The following is a 16,844-nucleotide window of genomic DNA, read 5'->3' as shown; positions in this document are numbered from 1 at the left end:
TGTGGCAACCTCTTCTGAATTATCGTTCTTGTGGAACTCATGGATAGGTCAGTCGCCCTGTATTGTCCCGCTGATCGTGACGCGAATCGAGCGGACCCGCGAATGCGAGACGATACACACATTCCTGAATCCTGTGACCTGGCCCGCTAGCTGTAGCAAGCAGTCAGGCGCGTCGCAATTTACGTCGTCTAACCGCGGTATTGCGGGCGATGAGCCATGTCCCAGGTTAGTCGAGGGCTCCAGATAGGGCCCACAGCCTCGCCGCGGCATAGCTGCGGAAGGGCCGCCACCGCGCGTCCGCGTCATCACCTCGGTTCGCTTTTCGCATCATTCGACGCAGCACCGCGTCCGAATGCGGGAACGCATCGGGGTCGCCGCCAGCACGCACCGCCAGGTAGTCGAGGGTCCACGGGCCGATACCGTAAAGACCGGCGAGCTCCGATCGTGGTGGCAATGTGGCACTCGATGGACGAGCCGCGAAAAAGTCGGCCACTCCGTGCACCGTGCGAGCACGGGCACCGGTGAGTCGCAAAGTTGACTGCAGATCGTCAACCGGAACTCGGGCAAGCGTTCGGGGTGTCGGGAAGGTCAGGAGTCCGTTTGGGGCGGGTGTTCCGAACGCCGCGACGAGGCGGGCACCGAACAATCTCCCGGCCGAGAGCGTCACTTGCTGACCGAGGACTGTTTGTACCACGGCTTCGAAGGGCTCAGGGCTGCCCGTGATCCGCAGACCCGGATGGTCGGCGACATGCCCCGCGAACAAGGGATCGGTCGCCAGGTGCGCGTTGATCGGCCCCAGATCGGTGGCGAGATCAAACCAGCGCTCAACCTCGCCGGCGATCACTTCGACCACGCCGTCGTCGACGGTGTTGGTTGAGATCGTGACTCCCCCAGGGTCCAGTTCGCAGGAGGCCGCATGCACGGCGTCGTCGACGGTGAACAGTCGGGTGACGGCAGCCGATTCGACGTCGACCCGCATGCGCCCCTCAATGCGATGCGCTGCCAGAACGGCGATCGCGGCAGCATGGTCGAACGGCCCGTTCGCGTTCACGCGGAAAACCGTCACCGGTTCCAGACACCCGACGTACCGCGACGGTGAGACCCGAGCAGATGCGTATCGACGATGCCAACCGCCTCCATCAAGGCGTACATGGTGGTCGGCCCGACGAACGAGAATCCTTTTTTGCGCAGTGCTTTGGCCAAGGCCACCGATTCCGGCGACTGCGTCGGCACGTCGGCCTGCGTCTGTGGTTCGGGCGTCACGTCTGGCTGGAAGCCCCAGATAAAGTCGGCGAGCCCACCCTGCTCCCGCAAGCGCAGGGTAGCGGCAGCATTGGTGATCGCCGCGTTCACCTTCATCCGATTGCGGACGATGCCTGCGTCGCCCATGAGTCGTTCAACATCACCGTCGTCGAACCGTGCCACCCGTTCGGGGTCGAAGTCGGCGAACGCCTTCCGGAAGGCTGGTCGTTTGCGGAGGATGGTGGCCCACGACAAGCCCGACTGGAAGGCTTCGAGGCTCAAGCGCTCGAACATGCCTTGTTCGTCGCGGATCGGCATGCCCCATTCGGTGTCGTAGTAGTCGCGGAGCAGCGGATCCACACTCGCCCAGACCGGGCGGCCAAGTCCGTCGTCGCCCACCACGAGGCCTGAATCATCGCTCACGCCGCACGCTCCAATTCCAGTAGTGCGGCCTTGGCCGCTGTACCGCCGAGGTAGCCGCCCAGGCTCCCGTCGGCCCGCAACACACGGTGACAGGGGACGACGATCGGCAGCGGATTAGTTGCGCAGGCAGTCCCGACGGCCCGCACCGCGTTCGGGTTGCCGACCGAGGCCGCAACCTCCTTGTACGACGCGGTCTGCCCGTACTTGATATGCGGCAGAAATCGCTGCACGGTCTGCCGAAATCCGGACGACAGCCGCAGGTCCAGGGGGACGTCGAACACGCGGCGACGCGACGCGAAATACTCGTCGAGCTCCGTCGCGATCTCATCCAATCTTGTTGGGGCACACAGGATTCGGGGGCTTATCGTGGTTGCGAGATCCTCCAGGACCGCGTCGAAATCTTCACGCTGAAAGGCGACGCGCACCAGACCGGCATCGGTCGCCGCGAGCAGGAGTGGGCCAATTGGGGTGTCGACGATGCGGTACGCCAGATCAAGGAGTTGCAAGGAGTCCGCGGCGTTAACCAAGCGCGCCCGCAATCGAGCCAGATCGGCAGAATCGACGGCAAATAGGTCGATATCAGTCATGGTTCATCACGCTTCCGGTAGGTCTTGCGTAGCGATTTCAGGCCGTCGGCGGCGGCGCGGCGAACGGCGTCGGGTGTCCCACCGATAAGTTCCGCGGTCTCGACGTGCGTGAGGCGACCGAGGTAGTGGTAGCCGATGGCGAGTCGTTGCCGCTCGGGCAGTGCCGCGACGTCGGTCCACACGTCCCGGTTTTCGGTGCCGGGGATACCTTCGGTCGACACGGATTCGGGAAGGTCGTCGGTGGGGATCGCTTGCCGCGCCCGCGCCCGTGTCACGTCAATGGCTTTGCGCTTGGCGACATGCACCAGCCACGCCTCAATGTTGGTGCCTTCGTCCAAGGCTGGCCAGGCCTTCAACGCCGATAGGAAGGTCTCCGACCACGCATCGTCCGCGTCCGCGCCAGCCCCCAAGACTGCGCGACACACCCGCAACACGGTGGTCCCGTATTGCTCCACGGCCCGCTCGAACGGTCTATTCATCCTTAGAACAGTCTCGACTCAGCGACTTCGGGCGGTTCTTCTATCTCCAGCAAGCGACGCTTGTTGCCCAATCCGCCCGCATAACCTGTCAACGATCCGTCCGCACCCACGACGCGGTGGCACGGGATAATCACGCTGATCGGGTTGTGACCGACGCATTGCCCGACCCGCTGCGCCAGATGCCGATTCCCCAGGCGAACGGCGAGTGCCCCGTAAGTGGTGGTTTGGCCGTACGGAATCTCCCGGAGCATTTCCCACACTCGTTCGGAAAAGTCATCGCCGGAGGTGGCAATGGGTACGTCGAACTCACGTCGCTCCCCCGCCGCGTATTCGTTCAACTCGATGATCGCGGCGGCAAAAACCTCGTCGGACGAGTCGCCAACGATTCCGTAATCGGACTCCGGCGGCAGGTGCCAGTGATTCGGAAAGTAGATCCCCACCAGTGCCGGTCCGTCGGCAACCATGGTGAGTTCGCCCAGCGCGGTCTGCACGACCGCGTGCCGTCGCGCCTTTTCCAGCCCCTTCATGACAGCCTCCTATCTCCATTCATAGAGCAGACGCGTCGGGAACGTCGAACGTGAGACGACGCATCGAAAACCTCGTGACTATCCTCGACGCTGGCGCGCATACTCACGCGACCGACGATATCTACCAGAATGAGACCTGATGCCAGCCTCCGCCGAGCACCCCACATCACCCAGCGAAACGATCCTGTCGACAGCTGGTGCCAATGCCTTGGAACTTGATGTGCGCCCCGCGGAAGTCGTGGTCTTCGGATCACAGCTGGCCTTCGGTTCAGTCGGCCTCAATGCCGGTCTCCCCGTTTACGCGGAATCGACGGTGCGGTGTGCCGCGATCCCAACGGTCATCTTGAGTAACCTGCCGCACTACCCGTCGGTGCACGGCATCGGCGTACCGGCGCAGTGGATCACCGATACGCTGCACGACCTCGCCGCCACCGGCGCACTGCGGTCCGTTCGGGCGATCGCCGTCGGGTACCTCGCCGCACCGGACCAGGCACATGCAATCGCCGACTGGTACCGCGAGCTCGACGCCGAAACTCGGCCCCAATTGATACTGGATCCGACATTCGGCGACGCCGACGTGGGCTTCTACACCGACCCGGCCGTCGCGCCTGCCGTCCGCGACGCACTGGTTCCACTGGCCATGATCGTCACACCGAATACCTTCGAGCTTGAGCACCTTTCGGCACACCCGGACGCGGAGGCCGCACGGCAGGCCGGGGCCGATGTCGCTGACGTCATCGACCGCGCACAGACCTTGCGGACTGCCGCAGCGCCGGGTGCCCGGGTCGTCATCACCGGGTTGGCGACAGCGCCGGCGACCATCGGCAATCTCATCGTCTCCGGGAGCGACAGCGAGGTGGTGACCGGACCGGAATTGTCGACCGTGGCCAAAGGCCTCGGTGACACTTTTGCTGCTCGACTGGTCAGCCGAACGCTCGCCGGCGACTCGCTTCGCGACGCCGTTGATGCTGCTGCTGGTCGCGTACGTGCGGCGATCGCGAAGGCAAACGCCTCAGACGGCCCCGCGCAGTCGTAGTTCAGCATTAGTGTCGAAGGCGTGAGTCGCGCGAACACTTCCCCCACTGACGACCGTGTCACGCTTCGGGTCCTCGTCTACTCCGACAATCCCGGAACGCGGCGTCAAGTTCTGGGAGCGTTGGGTGAACAACTCCATCCCGATCTGCCCGATCTTGAGTTTGTTGAGGTAGCGACCGCACCGATGGTCCTCTCCCATCTGGACGAGCGGACCGTTGACCTGGCCATTCTCGACGGTGAAGCCGCGCCCACCGGCGGTATGGGTTTGGCGAAGCAGATTCGTGACGAGTACGAGCCATGCCCGCCCATCCTGCTGCTGATTGCCCGAAAGGATGACCGCTGGCTCGCTGACTGGTCACGCGCCGACGCCACCGCCACCCTCCCGATCGATCCGCTCGCATTGCCGCGGACCGTTGTGGGTTTACTGCAGTAGCCGACCTCGGCCAGGCGAGTTCGGTGCTTTCCCTGGCCGCACCGCCCTACGTTCTTCGCGATGATCGCGTGCACGCCTTCACCGGTGGCCTGCATCGCCGTCAGGAAATCGACGCCGTCAAAGTCGGTAGCTGCGAAGGACGCCCTTGCTGATAATGGTCTTCTGAATCTCGCTGGTTCCCTCACCGATAAGTAGGAATGGGGCTTCGCGCATGAGCCGCTCGATCTCATACTCCTTCGAGTAGCCGTAGCCACCGTGAATCCGGAAGGCCTCCTGCGTGACCTCCGAGCAGTATTCGCTCGCCAAGTATTTGGCCATCCCGGCAGCTACATCGTTGCGGTCGCCAGAGTCTTTGAGGCGGGCGGCGTTAACCATCATGAGGTGAGCGGCCTCAACCTTGGTCGCCATCTCGGCAAGTTTGAAAGCGATGGCCTGATGTTCCACGATCGGCTTGCCGAATGTCTCCCGCTGCTGCGCGTAGCGAGCCGCCAATTCAAAACTCCGCAAGGCCACGCCGCAGGCCCGTGCCGAGACGTTGACACGCCCCACCTCGACGCCATCCATCATGTGGCCGAAGCCCTGACCGGGGGTTCCCCCGAGAATGTCCGACGCTGGGGCCCGATAACGGTCGAAGATGAGTTCGGTGGTGTCGATACCCTTGTAACCCATTTTCTCAATTTTCCCGGGGATCGTAATCCCGGGGACGACCTCGCCAAATCCGGCGGGCTTCTCGATCAAGAAGGTGGTGAGATTCTTGTGCGGCTTCTCAGCCCCTTCCTCGGTCTTGACGAGGGCGGCAACCAGCGTCGAGGACGCGCCGTTGGTGAGCCACATTTTTTGCCCGTTGATGACGTAGTCACTGCCATCGCGCGTGGCGCGCGTGCTAATCGCGGCAACGTCTGAACCCAACGCTGGCTCGGACATCGAGAACGCTCCGCGTACTTCGCCCGTAGCCATCCGAGGCAGGAAACGATCCTTCTGCTCCTGCGTTCCATGCTGGCCGATCATGTAGGCGACGATGAAGTGCGTGTTGATGACACCCGACACGCTCATCCATCCGCGGGCCAATTCCTCAACGCACAGCGCATAGGTCAACAGTGATTCGCCCAGGCCGCCGTACTCGGTCGGAATCATGAGTCCGAACAGGCCCATGTTCGCCATGTGGTCGACAATTTCCTGCGGGTACGTGTCCGAATGTTCCAGTTCTTGGGCATTCGGAATCACCTCTTTGTCGACGAAGCTTCGCACTGCAGCAAGCACATCAGTCTGAAACTCGGTGAGGCCCGGGGTCTGTGCAAGACGCGTCAAGGCGGACTCCTATCGAAGGGCGGCCAGCCGATGCGGCGACCGCGTAACCCTTGTCGTTATATCCCGAAAGTCACCGCGCGGCAGCCACCTTCACGGAAGGACAAATTCGCCGAGAAGTCCCACAGCGCACGCAATTACGTGAGTAGGGTGTGCAGTGAGTCACAGTTAATCGTCTTGGTGAGTAGCCACTCACCGCGCGTAGTGAAAGTGGAGGCGTGCGGGCATGAATGCGTACGGACCGATCTTGGTTCTCGGCGGCATCGCACTGGCCTTCGGAGTGGTTTCGGTGGTAATCGCCTCCGTCATCGGCCCCCGCCGCTACAACCGCTCAAAACTCGAAGCCTACGAATGCGGCATCGAACCGCTTCCCCCAACAGCGGGCCTGGTCCAGCGCTTCCCAGTGAAGTACTACCTGACCGCCATGCTGTTCATCATCTTCGACATCGAGATCGTCTTCCTTTATCCGTGGGCAGTCGCGTCCGACAGCCTCGGCTGGTTCGGACTGATCGCGGTCGCGCTGTTCCTCATCAACGTTTCCGTTGCCTACGCCTATGAGTGGCGACGCGGAGGACTGCGCTGGGACTGACCTGGCCCAAACACCACAGCCGCTAAACGAATACCGACCGCGCACCCATCCCCGCGCCAGTGGGATGTCGCAGGCGCGGCAGCGCACGAGGAGAAGGAGAAGCATCATGGGACTCGAAGAACAGGTACCTGGTGGTTTTCTACTGAGCACCGTTGAAGGCCTCGCAGGCTATATGCGAAAAGGCTCGCTCTGGCCCGCGACCTTCGGATTGGCCTGCTGCGCAATCGAAATGATGGCGACCACCGCTGGCCGCTACGACCTCGCCCGCTTTGGCATGGAAGCCTTCCGCGCGTCTCCTCGCCAAGCTGACCTCATGATCGTCGCCGGTCGCGTAAGCCAAAAGATGGCGCCGGTGCTTCGGCAAATCTACGACCAGATGGCCGAGCCAAAGTGGGTCCTAGCGATGGGCGTGTGCGCCTCCTCGGGTGGCATGTTCAACAACTACGCGATCGTGCAGGGTGTCGATCATGTCGTTCCAGTCGATATCTACTTGCCCGGGTGTCCGCCACGCCCGGAAATGCTGCTGCACGCCATTCTGAAATTGCACGAACAGATTCAGGAAACCCCACTCGGAGTGCATCGGGAAGAGACAATCCGTCGGGTCGAGGCGGCCGCCTTGTCGGCACCGGCCAAGATCGAGCTCAAGGGTCTTCTCCGATGACGGGCGAAGTTATCCGGCCGGGAAGCGGCCACGAAGTTATCGGCACTCGCCACGGCCTCTTTGGCGCCGAAGGACCAGGTGACACGTCCGGCTACGGCCGCATGGTGGCTCCAATCACGCTGCCCGGCAATACCTCTCGGCCGTTCGGCGGCTACTTCGATGAGGTCGTCGACGAGCTAGAGGCAGCGTTGGGACGTCGTGGCATCGTCGTCGACGACGCCATCGAGAAGTACATCGTCGACCGCGGCGACCTCACCGTCTTCGTGACTGGCACGCACCTGCTGCCCGTCGCCTCGGCTCTGCGGGACGAACCGCTACTGCGATTTGAACTGTGCCTCGGCGTCAGCGGCGTGCACTACCCGGACGAGACCGGCCGCGAACTGCATGCGGTTTACCCGCTGCGGTCCATCACCCACAACCGCCGAATCCGACTGGAAGTGGCAATCCCCGATTCCAATCCCCACGTGAGCACTCTGCTGCCGGTGTATCCGACAAACGATTGGCACGAGCGCGAAGCCTACGACTTCTTCGGCATCATCTTCGACGGACACCCGTCGTTGACCCGAATCGAAATGCCAGACGACTGGGAAGGACATCCCCAGCGCAAGGACTACCCGCTAGGCGGCATCCCGATCGAGTACAAGGGCGCGACCATAGCGCCGCCCGATCAACGAAGGCGGTACAACTAATGGCTCCCCGGTCCACCTTCAGTGTCGCCGGCCGCGACTGGGAAGATGTCGTCGCAGCAGTCCACGAACGCGCTTCGGCCGGCCCCAACGATGAGCGGATCGTCGTCAATATGGGTCCACAGCATCCGTCGACGCACGGGGTGTTGCGTCTCATCCTCGAGTTGGAGGGTGAGACTGTCACCGAGGCTCGCTGCGGTATCGGCTATCTGCACACCGGGATCGAGAAGAACCTCGAATACCGGACGTGGACGCAAGGCGTCTCCTACGTGACGCGAATGGACTACCTGTCCCCCTTCTTCAACGAGACCGCCTACTGTTTGGCAGTCGAGAAACTTCTCGGTGTGACCGACGACATCCCGCCGCGCGCCACCGTGATTCGCGTGTTGCTGATGGAACTGAACCGGATCGCTTCGCACCTGGTGGCGCTCGCGACCGGCGGAATGGAACTCGGCGCGGTGACGCCGATGTTCTTGGGTTTCGGAGCCCGTGAAACCATCCTTGACCTGTTCGAAGACATTTCCGGACTCCGCATGAACCATGCGTTTGTCCGGCCCGGCGGCATCGCGCAAGACCTCCCCGAAGGCGCCGAAGCCAAAATCGCCGCCGTGCTCGACGGCCTCCCCGGCCAGATCGGCGACGTCGAGGCCCTGCTTACGGAAAATTACATCTGGAAGGCCCGCACCCAGGGCGTCGGATATTTGGACCTGACCGGCTGCATGGCCCTCGGCATTACCGGGCCAGTCCTGCGGTCAACCGGATTGCCCTACGACCTCCGCAAGTCCGAGCCCTATTGCGGCTACGAGAACTACGACTTCGACGTCATCACCGACACCGCGTGTGACTCATACGGCCGCTACCTGATCCGCATCGAAGAAATGAAGCAATCGGTACGGATCGCACGGCAATGCCTGGACGCCCTCGAACCGGGGCCGGTCATGATTGCCGACCGCAAACTCGCCTGGCCAGCCGACCTGGCTGTCGGTCCGGATGGAATGGGCAACTCTCCCGAACACATCGCCGAAATCATGGGCATGTCGATGGAGTCGTTAATTCACCACTTCAAATTGGTGACCGAGGGGATGCGCGTCCCCGCCGGGCAGTGCTATGTCGCCATCGAGTCACCGCGAGGCGAACTCGGTGTCCACATGGTTTCCGACGGTGGTACCCGCCCCTACCGCGTTCACTTCCGCGATCCGTCATTCACCAATCTGCAGGCTGTCGCGGCGATGTGCGAGGGCGGTCTGGTCGCCGATGTCATTACCGCAGTGGCGAGTATCGACCCCGTGATGGGAGGTGTGGACCGATGAGCGAACCGGTCTTTGTGGAGATTTCGACGGGTCCGCCCACATCGTCGGTGATGCCGTTCTCGACCGGCATGGCGCATCCGCCCATTGGATTCGACGGCCCGGCCGCCTATTCCGACGAGGAGACGGCAGCGTTAGCTGTCGAGGCGTCCACCATCATCAGCCGCTACCCGCAGTCGGAGTCGGCGTTACTGCCACTGCTGCACCTCGTGCAAAGCCATGACGGCTACCTCACGCGTGCAGGCATCATGTTCTGCGCCGATCAATTGCAATTGACGGCCGCGACGGTCGCGGGCGTGGCGACCTTCTACTCGATGTATCGGCGCGAACCGACCGGCGAGTACCTGATCGGAGTCTGCACCAACACCCTGTGCGCAGTAATGGGCGGCGATGCCATCCTGTCCGAACTGACCGACAGTCTCGGGATCAATCCTGGCGATTCCACCTCCGACGGGCGCGTCACCGTTGAGCGCGTCGAATGCAATGCCGCCTGCGACTTTGCACCCGTCGTGATGGTCAATTGGGAGTTCTTCGACAACCAGACACCCGAATCGGTGAAACAGTTAGTCGACGACCTGCGTGCCGGAGTGCCGCGCACCCCCAGCCGTGGACCCGAAACGCTGTGTACGTTTCGGCAGGCGGCTCGACTGCTGGCCGGGTTGCCCGAGATTGCCAATTCCGGCGAGGAGGCGCAGCCATGATTGCCGTCAGCTTGCCGTCGTCTACCCCTGAGCCCGCCGAGGTGCCCCAACTAAGTCGATACTGGTCCGAGCCGGAATCGTGGACGCTCCGAAGCTACCTGCGCCAGAACGGGTACCAGGGCCTGAAAGCCGCGCTGCGCCTCCCCCCGGACGAAGTGATTGATCAGGTGAAGGCTTCCGGACTTCGCGGTCGAGGCGGTGCGGGTTTCCCCGTGGGCACCAAGTGGTCATTCATTCCGCAGGGCGACAAGCCCGGCGGAGCTGATACGCCGCATTACCTCGTGGTGAATGCGGACGAATCCGAGCCCGGGACCTGCAAGGACATGCCGCTGATGCTGGCATCGCCCCACACCCTGATTGAGGGTGCCATCATCGCGGCCTACGCGATCCGCGCCCAGCACGCCTTTATCTATATCCGCGGCGAAGTCGCTGGCGTCGTTCGGCGGTTGCGCGCCGCCGTCGCCGAAGCCTACGAGGCCGGATTGATTGGGTCCGACATCTTCGGCTCCGGATTCGGCATGGACCTTGTGGTGCACGCCGGGGCCGGGGCCTACATTTGCGGTGAGGAAACCGCGCTTCTGGATTCGTTGGAAGGTAAACGCGGTCAGCCGCGTCTGCGGCCGCCATTCCCGGCCGTCGCTGGGCTATATGCGAGCCCGACCGTCGTTAACAACGTCGAATCGATCGCCAGCGTCCCCTCGATTCTCCGCAACGGACCCGACTGGTTCCGCGAGTTCGGGACCGAGAAGTCCCCCGGATTCACCATGTATTCGTTGTCCGGGCACGTCAAGAACCCCGGACAGTACGAGGCTCCACTCGGGATCACCCTGCGTGAGCTGCTTGATCGGGCAGGCGGGATCCGCGAAGGTCACCAGCTCAAGTTCTGGACACCGGGCGGATCGTCGACGCCGATGTTCACGCCGGAGCACCTCGACGTTCCGCTCGACTACGAGGGGGTCGGTGCCGCCGGTTCCATGCTCGGCACCAAAGCCCTGCAAATCTTCGACGAGACCGTTTGCGTGGTCAGGGCAGTCTTGCGGTGGAGCGAATTTTACGCACACGAATCGTGCGGCAAGTGCACCCCGTGCCGCGAAGGCACCTACTGGCTCGTCCAGATGATGCGGCGGCTGGAGTCCGGTGACGCCACGGAAGCGGACCTCACCACACTGACCGAGATCACCGACAGCATCGTCGGGAAGGCCTTCTGCGCACTCGGTGACGCGGCAGGTGCCCCGATCATGAGTTCTCTCGAGCACTTCCGCGACGAATACCTGGCGCACTTCCCCCACGACGGCCATCCCGGCGGCTGCCCGTTTGATCCGGATAAGAGCACCGTCTTTGATTCCCCCGAAGGAGTCACGCCATGACCGCCCCCGGCAAAAATACCGAGTCCAGCCCGACCGAAGCGGTACCCGACAACATGGTGACACTGTCGATTGACGACACCGAGGTGACCGTTCCCAAGGGCACGCTGCTGATTCGAGCCGCCGAGTTGATCGGCGTGGAAATCCCCCGTTTCTGCGACCACCCGCTTCTCGCGCCAGTTGGTGCCTGCCGGCAGTGTCTGGTCGACATCGAAGGTCAACGCAAACCCATGGCGTCGTGCACCATCACCGTCAGTGACGGCATGGTGGTCCGCACCCAGCACTCCTCCGAAGTCGCCAAGCGCGCGCAGGAGGGGATCATGGAATTGCTCCTCATCAACCACCCGCTCGACTGCCCCACTTGCGATAAGGGTGGCGAGTGCCCACTGCAGAATCAGTCGATGTCGACGGGCCGTCCGCAGTCGCGCTACGGCGGCGTCAAACGTACGTTCACCAAGCCGGTTCCCCTCTCGACCGGGGTCCTGCTGGACCGCGAACGGTGTGTCCTGTGCGCGCGGTGCACCCGCTTCTCGACCGAGATCGCGGGTGATCCCCTCATCGAGATGGCCGAGCGCGGCGCACTGCAGCAGGTCAGCGCCTACGAGGACGAACCATTCGAGTCGTATTTTTCGGGCAACACCGTGCAGATCTGCCCAGTCGGCGCACTGACGGGCACCGCGTACCGTTTCCGGTCGCGCCCGTTCGATCTCATTTCCTCGCCCAGTGTGTGTGAGCACTGTTCGGCAGGCTGCGCGCAACGCACCGACCATCGACGAGGAAAAGTCATGCGGCGCATGGCCGGTGACGATCCGGAAGTCAACGAAGAATGGAACTGCGACAAGGGTCGGTGGGCGTTCACCTACGCCACCCGGCCCGACCGCATCACCACCCCGCTGGTTCGCGGCGACGACGGCGAACTCCACGAGGCACCGTGGTCGTACGCGATGGCGCTCGCAGCGGAGGGCTTGCGCGCTGCGGGAAGTCGCACCGGAGTGCTGGTCGGCGGGCGCTCGACCGTCGAAGACGCCTACGCCTACGGCAAGTTCGCGCGAGCGGTGCTCGCCAGCAACGACGTCGACTTCCGTGCGCGGACCCATTCGGTTGAAGAAGAAGACTTCCTCGCCGCGCACATCGCGGGCACCGGGATCGGCCTCACGTATGCCGAACTCGAGCAGGCACCGGTGGTGGTCCTGGCTGGTCTGGAGTCCGAAGAAGAATGCCCGATGCTGTTCCTGCGCCTGCGGAAAGCCCACCGCAAGCATGGGCAGCAGATTTACTCCATCGCCTCGTGGGCATCGCCGGGAGTCACCAAGGCCGGCGGAACTCTCATGCAGTGCGTGCCGGGAAGCGAGGCCGCGGTGCTGCGCGACCCTCGCTTGCGCGCACTGCTCGCCGAGCCCGGCGCTGTTCTCCTCTGTGGAGAACGTCTTGCGGGGTGCGCCGGTGCACTTGTCGCCGCGGCCGAGGTGGCCGCGGCGACGAGTGCGCGAATCGCTTGGATTCCGCGACGCGCTGGTGAACGCGGTGCACTCGATGTTGGGGCCGCTCCCAACTTGCTTCCCGCGGGTCGACCGTTGGAGTCCGAGCGCGCTCGCCGAGATGTCGCCGCGATCTGGGGTGTGCGACCACCGGCAACACCGGGACGCAACACCGCCGAGATCGTCGAAGCGCTCACCCGCGGCGAACTTTCCGCGGTGGTCGTCGGCGGTGTTGAGCTTGACGACCTTCCCAATCCCTCCGCCGCAGAAACTGCGCTGGCGAACGCCGACTTCGTAGTCAGCCTCGAAATGCGACACAGTGCAGCGACAGCCCTCGCCGACGTCGTCTTTCCCGTGGCTGCGGTCGCGGAGAAAGCGGGTACGTTCGTCAATTGGGAGGGCCGTCCACGGGCCTTCGACGTCGCATTGCCGCCCGCTGAATCGGACGGTGGCACGCTGCGCGTATCCGACCATCGGGTCTTGCACAATTTGGCCGCTGAACTGGGCGTCGACCTCGGCTGCAATGATGTGGCAAGCATCCACCGCGAGTTCGGTCAGCTCGGCAGTTGGGCGGGCGAACGACACCTTGCGCCGCCCGTCGAAGGGGCACCGTTGCCCGAGCCCGCAGCCGGTGAAGCCGTGCTGGCGTCGTGGCGGATGCTCCTGGACTTTGGCGGCATGCAAGACGGCGAACCGCACCTCGCGGGGACCGCGCACCGCGCGACCGCCCGACTTTCGGCTTCGACAGCCACCGAAATTGGTGTCGCCGACGGCGAGCGGGTCTGCGTCTCCACAGATCACGGCACCGTGGCTCTGCCGCTCACCATCACCGAGATGCCCGACCGCGTGGTCTGGCTGCCCATGAATTCGCCGGGTTCCCGCGTGTATCCGATGCTCGAAGCCGAGCCGGGGCAGGTTGTCACGATCGCGAAGGACCAGCATGAGTGAGATTCCCGTCGCCCAAACGGTGTTCCCCGACCTCGCCAATTTCGGGTACGACGCCTGGTGGTTGATGCTCCTTAAGTCCGTCGGCATCTTCGCGTTCCTCGTTCTGACCGTCCTCGTCGCGATCCTCGCCGAACGCAAGATCATGGCGCGGATGCAGTACCGGATCGGCCCAAACCGTGTCGGCTGGCACGGTGCGCTGCAGTCTCTCGCCGACGGTGTCAAACTTGCTCTCAAGGAGGGATTGACCCCGTTTGGCGTCGACAAGGCCCTCTACCTGCTGGCACCGGTGATCTCGGTGGTCCCGGCGTTCATGGCCTTCGCTGTGATCCCGATGGGCCCGGAGGTCTCCATCTTCGGACACCGCACCCCGCTGCAACTCACCGACCTCCCGATCGGCGTGCTGTATGTGCTGGCCATGGCGTCGATCGGTGTCTACGGCATCGTCCTTGCTGGCTGGTCGTCGGGATCGACGTACCCGCTGCTCGGAGCCCTCCGGTCGACGGCCCAGGTGATTTCCTATGAGATCGCGATGGGGCTGACGTTCGCGGCCGTCTTCATTCTGTCGACGACGATGTCCACATCGGAGATTGTGTCGAGCCAGGTGCACCACTGGTACATTCTGCTGCTGCTGCCGTCGTTCGTTATTTACGCGATCTCCATGGTTGGTGAAACCAACCGCGCCCCATTCGATCTTCCTGAAGCCGAAGGCGAACTCGTGGGCGGCTTCCACACCGAGTACTCATCGCTGAAGTTCGCGATGTTCATGCTCGCCGAGTACGTCAATATGGCAACCGTATCTGCACTGGCGACCACGCTCTTCCTTGGCGGCTGGCAAGCGCCATGGCCCATCTCCATCTGGGACGGCGCCAACTCTGGCTGGTGGCCGATGCTGTGGTTCGTCATCAAAATGTGGATCTTTATGTTCGTCTTCTTCTGGCTTCGGACCACGCTCCCGCGCCTGCGGTACGACCAATTCATGGCGTTTGGCTGGAAAGTCCTGATCCCGTTCGCGCTCGGATGGGTAATGGTGGTCGCGGTGATTCACCAAGCCACCAGTGGCGCATCGGAATGGACGTCGAGTCTGATCGTGGCGGCCGCGGGCATCGTTGTCACCGCCGCACTGCTGTACGCGATCCGCCGAGAAATCGTCGGCGGCCCGGCCTCGGTGAAGCCCGAACTGCCGCCACCTGGCTCGCCGTTTGATCCGATGGCTGGCGGGTTCCCGGTACCGCCGCTCCCAGGCCAGGTACTGCCCACCCCGCAGCTCGCGGGCCCGCAGCTTTCTGGCGCGCGCAATCCGACCGGCACCACGTCTGCACCGGAGGCACCCAATGTCTGAGCTATCCAAGCCCACCGGTTCGAAGCTGCCGCCCGCCTCGCGATTCAAGATCCCCGATGCGCTCGCTGGCTTCGGCGTCACGTTTAGCGGCATGTTCGGCAAAACCATCACCGAGGAATACCCCGAGCACAAGGAGCCGACTTCCCGTCGCTACCACGGCAGACATCAACTCAACCGGTACGACGACGGGTTGGAGAAGTGCATCGGCTGCGAACTTTGTGCGTGGGCGTGCCCTGCCGATGCGATCTACGTGGAAGGGGCCGACAACACCGAGGACGAACGATTCTCGCCCGGTGAACGGTATGGCCGCGTCTACCAGATCAACTACTTGCGGTGCATCGGCTGCGGCCTGTGTATCGAGGCCTGCCCCACCCGCGCACTCACGATGACCAATGACTACGAGATGGCTGGCGACTCCCGGGTCGGGATGATTTACGAAAAAGACCAACTCCTCGCACCGATGGAACCGTGGATGACTCCGGCACCGCACGACATGGCCCCCGGGTCCCGTCCCGAAAACTACTATCGCGGGGACATTGGACCCGATGGGCTCAAAGACGGCGTGAAGCCGACACCTGGCAGTCCGGGCCCTACTGACCCAAGTGTTCGGGAGCGGCAATGACGGCGGCCTCCTTGGCGCAAGAGCTGACGCGCACCTCGAACACCGAAGCGGTCACCTTCTGGGTGCTCGGCGTGATCGTCATCATCGGGGCGCTCGGCGTCATCCTCAGCGCGAAGGCCGTCTATTCGGCGGTCTTTCTCGCAATGACGATGATCATCCTGGCCGTGTTCTACGTGATGCAGGGTGCCCTGTTCTTAGGCGTCGTCCAAGTCGTCGTCTATACGGGCGCGGTGATGATGCTGTTCCTGTTCGTGTTGATGCTGATCGGCGTCGACTCCTCCGAGTCACTCGTCGAAACTATCCGCGGGCAGCGCTTCATCGCCGTCGGATTGGGTGTGGGTTTTGCAATCCTGCTAATCGCAGGCATCGGCAGTGCCTCGCTGGCCGCGTTCGTCGGTGCACCCGATTACAGCTTTGGGACCGCGCCCGGTGGCGGCAATGAGAATATCCGCGAACTCGCCGTCCTCATTTTTGGGCGCTATCTGTGGGCCTTCGAATTAACGGGGGCCCTGTTGATTGCCGCAACTCTCGGCGCCATGGTGTTGGCGCACCGCCAGCGGGTCGGTCGAATTTTGGGGCAGCGAGAGCAATCCATTGAGCGCTTCGCATCGGGGGGCCATGTGACGCCGCTGCCGCCTCCCGGTGTGTACGCCCGGCACAACGCCGTCGACGTGCCCGCCCGCGAACCCGACGGAAGCCCGTCCAAGCTGTCTGTCAACGCGATGATCAAAGCCCGCGATCTCGCCGCCAACGGGCACGAGATCACTACGGTGAGCAAACCTGAAATACCGGGCGAACCCGAGGTAGAGGACGGTCGATGAATCCGGAAAATTACCTCTACCTGGCGGCCGCCCTATTCGCGATCGGCGCGTCGGGGGTGCTCCTGAGGCGCAACGCCATCGTCGTTTTCATGAGCATCGAGTTGATGCTCAACGCCGCGAACCTGTCGTTCGTCACGTTCGCGCGGATGCACGGCAGTCTCGACGGGCAGGTGATCGCCTTCTTCACCATGGTGGTCGCCGCCGCCGAAGTGGTCGTTGGTCTCGCGATCATCATGATGATTTTCCGTACCCGTCGTTCCGCCTCGGTCGACGACGAGAACCTGTTGAGGCGGTGAC

General features: G+C 63.2%; 17 protein-coding genes and 1 pseudogene. 12 read left to right on the top strand and 6 right to left on the bottom strand.

The window, feature by feature from the left end:
- Positions 1–226: 226 nt before the first annotated feature.
- From WBA38_RS07685 to WBA38_RS07665, 5 genes are read right to left on the bottom strand one after another with little or no spacing between them, the layout of a single operon-like run.
- Positions 227–1,051: a DNA-3-methyladenine glycosylase family protein gene (locus WBA38_RS07685; protein ID WP_424294445.1), complete on the bottom strand. Its 825-nt coding sequence runs from the start codon at positions 1,049–1,051 to the stop codon at positions 227–229.
- An 11-nt stretch (positions 1,052–1,062) separates the two neighbouring features.
- On the bottom strand, positions 1,063–1,665 hold the full coding sequence (locus WBA38_RS07680) for a DNA-3-methyladenine glycosylase I (RefSeq protein WP_424322426.1): 603 nt from the start codon (positions 1,663–1,665) through the stop codon (positions 1,063–1,065).
- Positions 1,662–2,252, bottom strand: a complete 591-nt coding sequence (locus tag WBA38_RS07675) for a methylated-DNA--[protein]-cysteine S-methyltransferase (protein WP_424322425.1) — start codon at positions 2,250–2,252, stop codon at positions 1,662–1,664. The genes WBA38_RS07680 and WBA38_RS07675 overlap by 4 nt, the downstream gene beginning before the upstream one ends.
- Positions 2,249–2,731, bottom strand: coding sequence for an RNA polymerase sigma factor (locus WBA38_RS07670; protein ID WP_424322424.1), 483 nt, complete (start codon positions 2,729–2,731; stop codon positions 2,249–2,251). The genes WBA38_RS07675 and WBA38_RS07670 overlap by 4 nt, the downstream gene beginning before the upstream one ends.
- A gap of 2 nt (positions 2,732–2,733) precedes the next feature.
- Positions 2,734–3,258 carry a methylated-DNA--[protein]-cysteine S-methyltransferase gene (locus WBA38_RS07665; RefSeq protein WP_424294441.1) on the bottom strand — a complete coding sequence of 175 codons (525 nt, stop codon included), beginning with the start codon at positions 3,256–3,258 and terminating at the stop codon, positions 2,734–2,736.
- Between the two features lie 139 nt (positions 3,259–3,397).
- On the opposite strand from WBA38_RS07665, the gene WBA38_RS07660 reads away from it, so the two are divergent.
- Positions 3,398–4,294, top strand: a complete 897-nt coding sequence (locus tag WBA38_RS07660; protein ID WP_424322423.1) for a PfkB family carbohydrate kinase — start codon at positions 3,398–3,400, stop codon at positions 4,292–4,294.
- Positions 4,295–4,315: 21 nt separating this feature from the next.
- A complete protein-coding gene (locus tag WBA38_RS07655; RefSeq protein WP_424294439.1) occupies positions 4,316–4,726 on the top strand; it encodes a hypothetical protein in 411 nt (136 codons plus the stop codon).
- Between the two features lie 117 nt (positions 4,727–4,843).
- Here the strand turns inward: WBA38_RS07655 and WBA38_RS07650 are convergent, their stop codons facing one another.
- Positions 4,844–6,034 (bottom strand): acyl-CoA dehydrogenase family protein, encoded by a 1,191-nt coding sequence (locus WBA38_RS07650; protein ID WP_424294438.1) that lies wholly within the window; start codon positions 6,032–6,034, stop codon positions 4,844–4,846.
- Between the two features lie 223 nt (positions 6,035–6,257).
- Here WBA38_RS07650 and WBA38_RS07645 point away from each other — a divergent pair, with 223 nt between their 5' ends.
- The 10 genes and pseudogenes from WBA38_RS07645 to nuoK all read left to right on the top strand — a co-directional run bounded on the left by WBA38_RS07645 (position 6,258) and on the right by nuoK (position 16,843).
- Positions 6,258–6,620, top strand: coding sequence for an NADH-quinone oxidoreductase subunit A (locus WBA38_RS07645; RefSeq protein WP_424294437.1), 363 nt, complete (start codon positions 6,258–6,260; stop codon positions 6,618–6,620).
- Between the two features lie 106 nt (positions 6,621–6,726).
- Complete coding sequence (locus WBA38_RS07640) at positions 6,727–7,281, top strand: NuoB/complex I 20 kDa subunit family protein (protein WP_424294436.1); 555 nt, start codon at positions 6,727–6,729, stop codon at positions 7,279–7,281.
- Positions 7,278–7,970 (top strand): NADH-quinone oxidoreductase subunit C, encoded by a 693-nt coding sequence (locus WBA38_RS07635; protein ID WP_424294435.1) that lies wholly within the window; start codon positions 7,278–7,280, stop codon positions 7,968–7,970. Before WBA38_RS07640 ends, WBA38_RS07635 begins: the two co-directional genes overlap by 4 nt.
- Positions 7,970–9,277, top strand: coding sequence for an NADH dehydrogenase (quinone) subunit D (gene nuoD / locus WBA38_RS07630; RefSeq protein WP_424294434.1), 1,308 nt, complete (start codon positions 7,970–7,972; stop codon positions 9,275–9,277). Before WBA38_RS07635 ends, nuoD begins: the two co-directional genes overlap by 1 nt.
- Positions 9,274–11,342 (top strand): annotated as a pseudogene (gene nuoF / locus WBA38_RS07625) (NADH-quinone oxidoreductase subunit NuoF). Before nuoD ends, nuoF begins: the two are co-directional and overlap by 4 nt.
- Positions 11,339–13,765 (top strand): NADH-quinone oxidoreductase subunit G, encoded by a 2,427-nt coding sequence (locus tag WBA38_RS07620; protein WP_424322422.1) that lies wholly within the window; start codon positions 11,339–11,341, stop codon positions 13,763–13,765. Before nuoF ends, WBA38_RS07620 begins: the two are co-directional and overlap by 4 nt.
- A complete protein-coding gene (gene nuoH, locus WBA38_RS07615; RefSeq protein ID WP_424293589.1) occupies positions 13,758–15,104 on the top strand; it encodes an NADH-quinone oxidoreductase subunit NuoH in 1,347 nt (448 codons plus the stop codon). Before WBA38_RS07620 ends, nuoH begins: the two co-directional genes overlap by 8 nt.
- Positions 15,049–15,726, top strand: coding sequence for an NADH-quinone oxidoreductase subunit NuoI (gene nuoI / locus WBA38_RS07610; RefSeq protein ID WP_424293592.1), 678 nt, complete (start codon positions 15,049–15,051; stop codon positions 15,724–15,726). The genes nuoH and nuoI overlap by 56 nt, the downstream gene beginning before the upstream one ends.
- Positions 15,723–16,547: an NADH-quinone oxidoreductase subunit J gene (locus tag WBA38_RS07605; protein ID WP_424293588.1), complete on the top strand. Its 825-nt coding sequence runs from the start codon at positions 15,723–15,725 to the stop codon at positions 16,545–16,547. The genes nuoI and WBA38_RS07605 overlap by 4 nt, the downstream gene beginning before the upstream one ends.
- The gene (nuoK, locus tag WBA38_RS07600) at positions 16,544–16,843 is read left to right on the top strand and encodes an NADH-quinone oxidoreductase subunit NuoK (RefSeq protein WP_424293587.1); all 300 of its coding nucleotides are present in this window, start codon (positions 16,544–16,546) and stop codon (positions 16,841–16,843) included. Before WBA38_RS07605 ends, nuoK begins: the two co-directional genes overlap by 4 nt.
- Position 16,844 lies beyond the last annotated feature (1 nt).

Source organism: Gordonia sp. (in: high G+C Gram-positive bacteria), assembly GCF_049647785.1.
Taxonomy (GTDB): domain Bacteria; phylum Actinomycetota; class Actinomycetes; order Mycobacteriales; family Mycobacteriaceae; genus Gordonia.
Note: the sequence above shows the minus strand (reverse complement) of the source record. Positions and strands in the feature narration are given on the sequence as shown.

Excerpts from the sequence above, each read along its gene's own strand:
- WBA38_RS07675 (WP_424322425.1), bottom strand. The coding sequence starts at position 2,252 with ATGACTGATATCGACCTATTTGCCGTCGATTCTGCCGATCTGGCTCGA.
- WBA38_RS07670 (WP_424322424.1), bottom strand. The coding sequence starts at position 2,731 with ATGAATAGACCGTTCGAGCGGGCCGTGGAGCAATACGGGACCACCGTG.
- WBA38_RS07665 (WP_424294441.1), bottom strand. The coding sequence starts at position 3,258 with ATGAAGGGGCTGGAAAAGGCGCGACGGCACGCGGTCGTGCAGACCGCG.
- WBA38_RS07660 (WP_424322423.1), top strand. The coding sequence starts at position 3,398 with ATGCCAGCCTCCGCCGAGCACCCCACATCACCCAGCGAAACGATCCTG.
- WBA38_RS07645 (WP_424294437.1), top strand. The coding sequence starts at position 6,258 with ATGAATGCGTACGGACCGATCTTGGTTCTCGGCGGCATCGCACTGGCC.
- WBA38_RS07640 (WP_424294436.1), top strand. The coding sequence starts at position 6,727 with ATGGGACTCGAAGAACAGGTACCTGGTGGTTTTCTACTGAGCACCGTT.
- WBA38_RS07635 (WP_424294435.1), top strand. The coding sequence starts at position 7,278 with ATGACGGGCGAAGTTATCCGGCCGGGAAGCGGCCACGAAGTTATCGGC.
- nuoD (WP_424294434.1), top strand. The coding sequence starts at position 7,970 with ATGGCTCCCCGGTCCACCTTCAGTGTCGCCGGCCGCGACTGGGAAGAT.
- WBA38_RS07620 (WP_424322422.1), top strand. The coding sequence starts at position 11,339 with ATGACCGCCCCCGGCAAAAATACCGAGTCCAGCCCGACCGAAGCGGTA.
- nuoH (WP_424293589.1), top strand. The coding sequence starts at position 13,758 with ATGAGTGAGATTCCCGTCGCCCAAACGGTGTTCCCCGACCTCGCCAAT.
- WBA38_RS07605 (WP_424293588.1), top strand. The coding sequence starts at position 15,723 with ATGACGGCGGCCTCCTTGGCGCAAGAGCTGACGCGCACCTCGAACACC.
- nuoK (WP_424293587.1), top strand. The coding sequence starts at position 16,544 with ATGAATCCGGAAAATTACCTCTACCTGGCGGCCGCCCTATTCGCGATC.